This is a genomic window from Burkholderia sp., from assembly GCF_018375725.1.
Taxonomy (GTDB): Bacteria; Pseudomonadota; Gammaproteobacteria; order Burkholderiales; family Burkholderiaceae; genus Burkholderia.
On sequence record NZ_JAHACR010000285.1, the window covers coordinates 1 to 5378 of the forward strand.

Genomic DNA, 5378 nt, shown 5'->3' on the forward strand with positions numbered 1-5378 from the left:
GCGGCCGCGCGGCTTGCCGCCGCTTGCCGCGCGTGCGCTGCTCGACCGGGAGGCGCTCAGGCGTCTGGTCACAATGAACCGCGATATCTTCATCCGAACGCTGTGCCTGCTGACCGCATTCGGCTGGTTCGCGCATCTCGGCGCACGGCAAGGCGACGCCACGCTCGCCGCCAACGCATTGCTGCTGAATCTGCAGACCTTCATGGCCTACAGTCTCGACGGCTTCGCGCATGCCGCAGAAACGCTGGTCGGCGCAGCGGCCGGAGCACGCGACCGCGCCGCCTTCCGGCAAGCCGTGCGCATCACATTGTTGTGGTCGGCACTCGGCGCACTGATGTTCGCACTCGTGTACTGGATCGCGGGCGACTGGATCGTCGTGCAGTTGACCGATCAGGCCGCGATCCGCGAGGTCGCGATCCGTTATCTGCCCTGGGCGGCGATTTCGCCGATCGTTTCGGTGTGGGGATTCCTGCTCGATGGCGTGTTCATCGGCGCCACGCAGACCCGCTCGTTGATGCGGGCGATGGTCGCATCGTTCACGGTGTTCGTCGCCGCGACGCTCGTTCTCGTCGATGCGTTGGGCAACAACGGCCTCTGGCTCGCGCTCCTGCTGTTCATGGCCGCACGCGGCGCGACACTCGCACGCTACCTGCCGGAACTGTCCGCGCAGATCGGCGCAGACGCGCGGACAACCGCCCCCGCATCCGCCACATGAGCATCGAGGCTCACTTCGCGCCGGCGGGTGGCTCGGTCAGCATCGACGGCGGCGTCATGTCGGTCGGCACGCCGTGGTAGTCGGATGGATCCTCGGGCGGATGGCCGCGGCGCGCCAGTTTCGGATCGCCGGCACAGCCGGCGAGGATCGATGCAGCCAGCACAGCCAGCATGAAGCGGTTCATCAAGTCTTGCTCCGGAAAAAGAAATCGCGCGTCGAATGCGCGATCGGGTCGGGCCGAGTCTGGCGGTATTCCGATTTCGAAATGGCGCCGCGCATGTCCTACTATGTACTGCATGGCGCTATGCCGTTGAAAGGAGGCTGCCATGTCGTCTGAGGAAATTGCCGGCCTGATCGGCCTGTTTATTGGCCTGATGGTGCTGCTTGCCCTCTCGATCTTCGAGTCGCGCGAATACAAGCGCTCCCACGATGGCGAGGGCATGATCCACCACTGGCTGGCGGAACATCACCTGCTCGACTGGCGGCGCAAGCACTAAGCCGGCCACGCCGCCGCTCCCGTCCAGCGCCGCGCCGAACCGCGGCCGTCTCCGCGCCCCTCGGACGGGCGCGGGCGGGCGGCTGTTTTGCGCACAATCACGGGGCCATGGCCCTGCCCTTTTCCCTTCGCGACACAAACGAACGCCGCCGTGCGGCAAGCATCCGCACGGCGGCGCAGCGCGTGTCGACCGGTACGCGGCTCAGCCGAGGAAGTGACGGGCGTAGCGCGCGTTGATATCCGACAGACGGAACAGCGTCAGGAAGTCGGCGCAGTTGAAATCCGGATCCCATGCGGGCGCCCCGCAAATCTTCGCGCCGAGGCGCAGATAGCCCTTGATGAGCGGCGGCGGTGCGACGACGGTGCCCGTCTGCAACTCTTCGACCGGCAACGGCGTGTGCGGGAACGCGCGATATTCCGGCGCTGTCAGCGCATTCGCCGACAGCGACTGATACAGGTTCGCGGCGTAGTGACCGCCGTCGGCCATCGACACGCTCGCGCAACCGAGCATCGTCTCGTAGCCGTTCTGCATCATGTATGCGCCAAGGCCGCCCCAGAGCGCCATGATGACTGCGCCGCTGCGATAGTCCTGATGCACGCACGAGCGGCCGACCTCGACCATCTTGCTGCGCAGGTGCGTCAGGCGCGACAGATCGAACTCGCCTTCCGCGTAGAGACGACCGACACGGGCGGCCTGATGCGGCGGCAGCACGCGATACGTGCCGACGACCTTGAGCGTGTCGAGATCGCGCACCAGCAGATGATCGCAATAGGCGTCGAACGGATCCACGTCGAGACCGGATGGACCGCTGACCTGCGCACCCATCTCTTCGGCGAACACGCTGAAGCGCAGGCGCTGAGCTTCACGCAATTCGTCTTCGGTGCGTGCCCACGCGGCGCGCAGACGAAACTCCGACGTGACGGTTTCGGCGGCCCGTGGCAGCTTGCGCCGAGCCGATTCGAGGGAGAGCGAGGCAAAGGGGAGCGTAGGCGTCGGCAGTTCTCGCATTAGGCTTTCCTGGTCGTATGAAAAAAGACGACATGCACGCCAATGTAGTAACCGGCCATGACCGCTACGTGGCAAAACCGTGTCTTTTCAATGACGTGTCGCCGAATTGACTTTAGCAGAAAGCCTGAGAACGCGTCCGATGGTCAGACGAATGCCGATCAGGCGAGATCCGGCGAAAGCGCCGCGCGCAACACCGCCTGCCGATCGCCGTTCCGCGTACGGCTCGCGAGCCATACGATGCCGCCCTTCTTCACGGTCCAGCTGTCATCGACACCGGCAATCAGACGCGCGGCGACGCTGCCGAGCGTCGGCTGATGCCCGACGATCACGACGGTCGGCGCAATACCGTCCGGCCAGCCGGCGGCGGCCAGCACGTCGTCGACGTCTCCGCCCGGCGCCAGCGCATCGACGCTTCGATACTGATCGGTCAGCGCCTCGACGGTCTGTACGGTGCGCACCGCGGGACTCACGAGGATCACGCTGTTCTGCTCCAGCCGGTTGCGCAGCCATTTCGCCATCGTCTGCGCCTCCTTGCGCCCGCGCGCGGTCAACTGGCGCGCGAGGTCGTTCGCCGCATAGTCCTCCGCCTCGGCATGGCGCCACAAAATCAGATTCATCATGGCCGTCTCCTTTTTCATCACGTGTTTTCACAGAATGTAATTGACCGTGACTGATATTAGACGATAGAATTGAAAATTCTTCGGAGCGTAGCGCAGCCTGGTAGCGCATCTGATTTGGGATCAGAGGGTCGTAGGTTCGAATCCTATCGCTCCGACCAGTAAAATCAAGGGGTTACGGTTAATCACCGTAGCCCCTTTCGCTTTTCTGGATCCTTGACCCCAACATTGACCCCAACGGACTAGAAGTTTGTTGCCCCCGTTGCAATCAATTGCAAGGATCGCATCCCTTCGTGTCAAACTGACTAGCACCACTCTCCCAGCGCACCGTTCGGCCCAAACCACTCGACGGATGCCATTTGCAATTGATTGCAAATACAGCACCTGTACAGCCCAGGACACGAGCCAGAGACAATTTCCCCCTCGGCCACCCGCGATATACCTGCGCTGTCTGTCACGACAACTCATGCAGCATGTTAGCCAACTTACGCGCTGACGCGTCGGCGGCCCACTATTTCGTCGTGAATGTAAGCCAGCATCACTTCACCGCGCGCGATGCGCGGAGCGTGATCGTCTGTAATAGGCTGCGGTAGGTACCGCCCGCCAAACTCACCGTAAGACCGAGAATGCATCCGGGTGTACGCCCGTGCCGACCTTGAAAGCGTTATCCGCCCAGTCTTTTATCTCCGCGCCGCTGAACTTGCTCGTCAGCCAGCCATAGTCATAGTCGAATGGGCCATCTTCGACCAACCACTGACGGGTCATCTCGTACATGGACACCCAAATGTAGAAATCGTCCAAGAGACGTTGGAGCGTCTTCTCGTCCTTGCCGGGCACCAGTCGAGGATAGACATCCCTGTCGGCACGATCCAGGAACAGCGCCTGATGCTCACTGAACAGGGAGCGGACAGTTTCGCTGTCCAGCGCTTGTCGGTAGCTGGTTAGGCACATACCTGGCCAGCAGAAAAACTGGGGCGCCGTCAGTTTGTCGCGCTGCACGCGAGTGAAGCGCCCGAGCAGCACTCGTATGGGAAAATTTCCTTCGCGGTATTCGAAGGTCCTGTCCTCTTCCATCAGTTGGATCCACGCCGGATGCGTTTCGGCGTATCGTGAAACGGCTTCGGCGAACTGCCTTGGGCTAGGGCTCAGCAACAGGTCGCTTAACCGTTGACTGACCTCCCAATACTCCTCAGCGCTATAGGTTTGGATAGAGCGTTTAAAGCCCCGCCCTTCCTCCTTAGCCAATCGACAAAGAAAAATGAACCTCCAGCCCGGGTCAGTCGACCAAATGAGGGAAGAGGGGTCCGTCATTGGTAAGAACAGTCCCTCCGAGGGAGAAAGCGCGACATCGCATATGAGGAGGAAGAGCCCTACGATAGGGTCATCAACGGTTGCCGGCCACCCCTCCTCCGCGAAATCCAAGAAGGTTTCGAAAGCGCGGACATAGACGCCGTCGAGCATTCCGCGCTTGCGAAAGTCGTCCCAGGAAAGGTAGCCGCCGCTTGCCCCATAGAGATATTGAATCTGTGAGAAGCGCGCCTGCCCTTCGAGAATTTCCAACAGACCCAGCGGTGGGATTTCGATAGGTGATCCGAAATAGAACCCTTCGGCCTTACTCTCGCGCAGGGCCTCCATATCGGCCTCCCAGTCACGCGGGTGAGGGAGCGCTTCGTAGTTTGGGTCCACCGTGGCGCCGATGAGCCAACTCGCAGCGCCAATCGCCATGCGATAGGAATGACCGACGCTCTCGAAATACGGATGCTCAGCAACACGCTTTACCAACCCTACCGGATTGATGACAAGCTTTTGGAAGAAGTCGAGATCGTGCCAGTTGTTGAGGACAAGGTTGAGTGCCCCGTCCGGCTGCTCAGCATCGCTCAGCTTCTCTGCGAGCCTCAATAGAGGCTTGACTGGTCCATGCGTTGCAAGGACATCGTCTAGCCACTTCCGGTTCATATGCGCATGGGCGGGCTGCAAGAAGCTCAGCATGAGTCCGGCGCTTGTTCCTACGTGCTGCCACCAGTGGATCGTTTCGTGGAGGTAGGTCGAAAAGGCTTGCGCCACATCCCAGAAATCGCATTCGCGCATGGAGATCTCGCCGCCCTGCGCCTCTAGGACTTTGTGAAGGTCTGGTCGTAGGCGAACCACGAAGTCCAGAGTATTGTAGGACCCTTTCGCTTCGAGACTGCGATTCCCGTGCGCGCTTGCAAGCGCGGCTTTCTCATCGTCCGACTCGACGAACACACCATCCAGATTCACCGAATACCTCCGAGCACCTCAGGTACGTGACAGTATAGCGGCGCTGCTGCGACGCCAAACGACGCATCCTACTTCTGCCTTGGGCCTGCTTCTGATATTTGGCCAGCACAGTCACCGGCTGCTCTCAGCAGGAGCCGTCAATCAAGAAAAATCTGACCGGCGGCTTTTCGCCGGCTGTCTCCTTGAATCGACCAGATTTCTATAGCCACCTACGAGCCTGACAGACTGGCCTGTCGTTCGAACTCTACCGGAGAGACGCCACCATTAGAACTATGGCGTCGC

6 protein-coding genes and 1 tRNA gene are annotated in these 5378 nt (G+C 61.0%); 3 read left to right on the forward strand and 4 right to left on the reverse strand.

What is annotated here, in order from left to right; translation table 11 throughout:
• Nucleotides 1-715, forward strand: a 715-nt coding sequence (locus KH616_RS20770; protein WP_292250400.1) for an MATE family efflux transporter, incomplete at its 5' end; no start/stop codon positions are given.
• Nucleotides 716-725: 10 nt separating this feature from the next.
• Here KH616_RS20770 and KH616_RS20775 read toward each other — a convergent pair.
• Nucleotides 726-902, reverse strand: a complete 177-nt coding sequence (locus tag KH616_RS20775; protein ID WP_292250409.1) for a hypothetical protein — start codon at nt 900-902, stop codon at nt 726-728.
• A gap of 139 nt (nt 903-1041) precedes the next feature.
• On the opposite strand from KH616_RS20775, the gene KH616_RS20780 reads away from it, so the two are divergent.
• Nucleotides 1042-1212 (forward strand): hypothetical protein, encoded by a 171-nt coding sequence (locus KH616_RS20780; RefSeq protein ID WP_292250402.1) that lies wholly within the window; start codon nt 1042-1044, stop codon nt 1210-1212.
• A gap of 201 nt (nt 1213-1413) precedes the next feature.
• Here KH616_RS20780 and KH616_RS20785 read toward each other — a convergent pair whose 3' ends face one another.
• Together KH616_RS20785 and sixA are read right to left on the reverse strand one after the other, a co-directional pair.
• A complete protein-coding gene (locus KH616_RS20785) occupies nt 1414-2220 on the reverse strand; it encodes a GNAT family N-acyltransferase (protein WP_292250404.1) in 807 nt (268 codons plus the stop codon).
• Between the two features lie 158 nt (nt 2221-2378).
• Nucleotides 2379-2840 carry a phosphohistidine phosphatase SixA gene (gene sixA / locus KH616_RS20790; RefSeq protein ID WP_292250406.1) on the reverse strand — a complete coding sequence of 154 codons (462 nt, stop codon included), beginning with the start codon at nt 2838-2840 and terminating at the stop codon, nt 2379-2381.
• Between the two features lie 81 nt (nt 2841-2921).
• On the opposite strand from sixA, the gene KH616_RS20795 reads away from it, so the two are divergent.
• Nucleotides 2922-2998: transfer RNA gene (locus tag KH616_RS20795), tRNA-Pro, on the forward strand.
• A 448-nt stretch (nt 2999-3446) separates the two neighbouring features.
• Here KH616_RS20795 and KH616_RS20800 read toward each other — a convergent pair.
• Entirely contained in the window at nt 3447-5096 is a 1650-nt protein-coding gene (locus tag KH616_RS20800) for a hypothetical protein (protein WP_292250407.1), read from the reverse strand.
• Nucleotides 5097-5378: the final 282 nt, after the last annotated feature.

Excerpts from the sequence above, each read along its gene's own strand:
- KH616_RS20780 (WP_292250402.1), top strand. The coding sequence starts at position 1,042 with ATGTCGTCTGAGGAAATTGCCGGCCTGATCGGCCTGTTTATTGGCCTG.
- KH616_RS20785 (WP_292250404.1), bottom strand. The coding sequence starts at position 2,220 with ATGCGAGAACTGCCGACGCCTACGCTCCCCTTTGCCTCGCTCTCCCTC.
- sixA (WP_292250406.1), bottom strand. The coding sequence starts at position 2,840 with ATGATGAATCTGATTTTGTGGCGCCATGCCGAGGCGGAGGACTATGCG.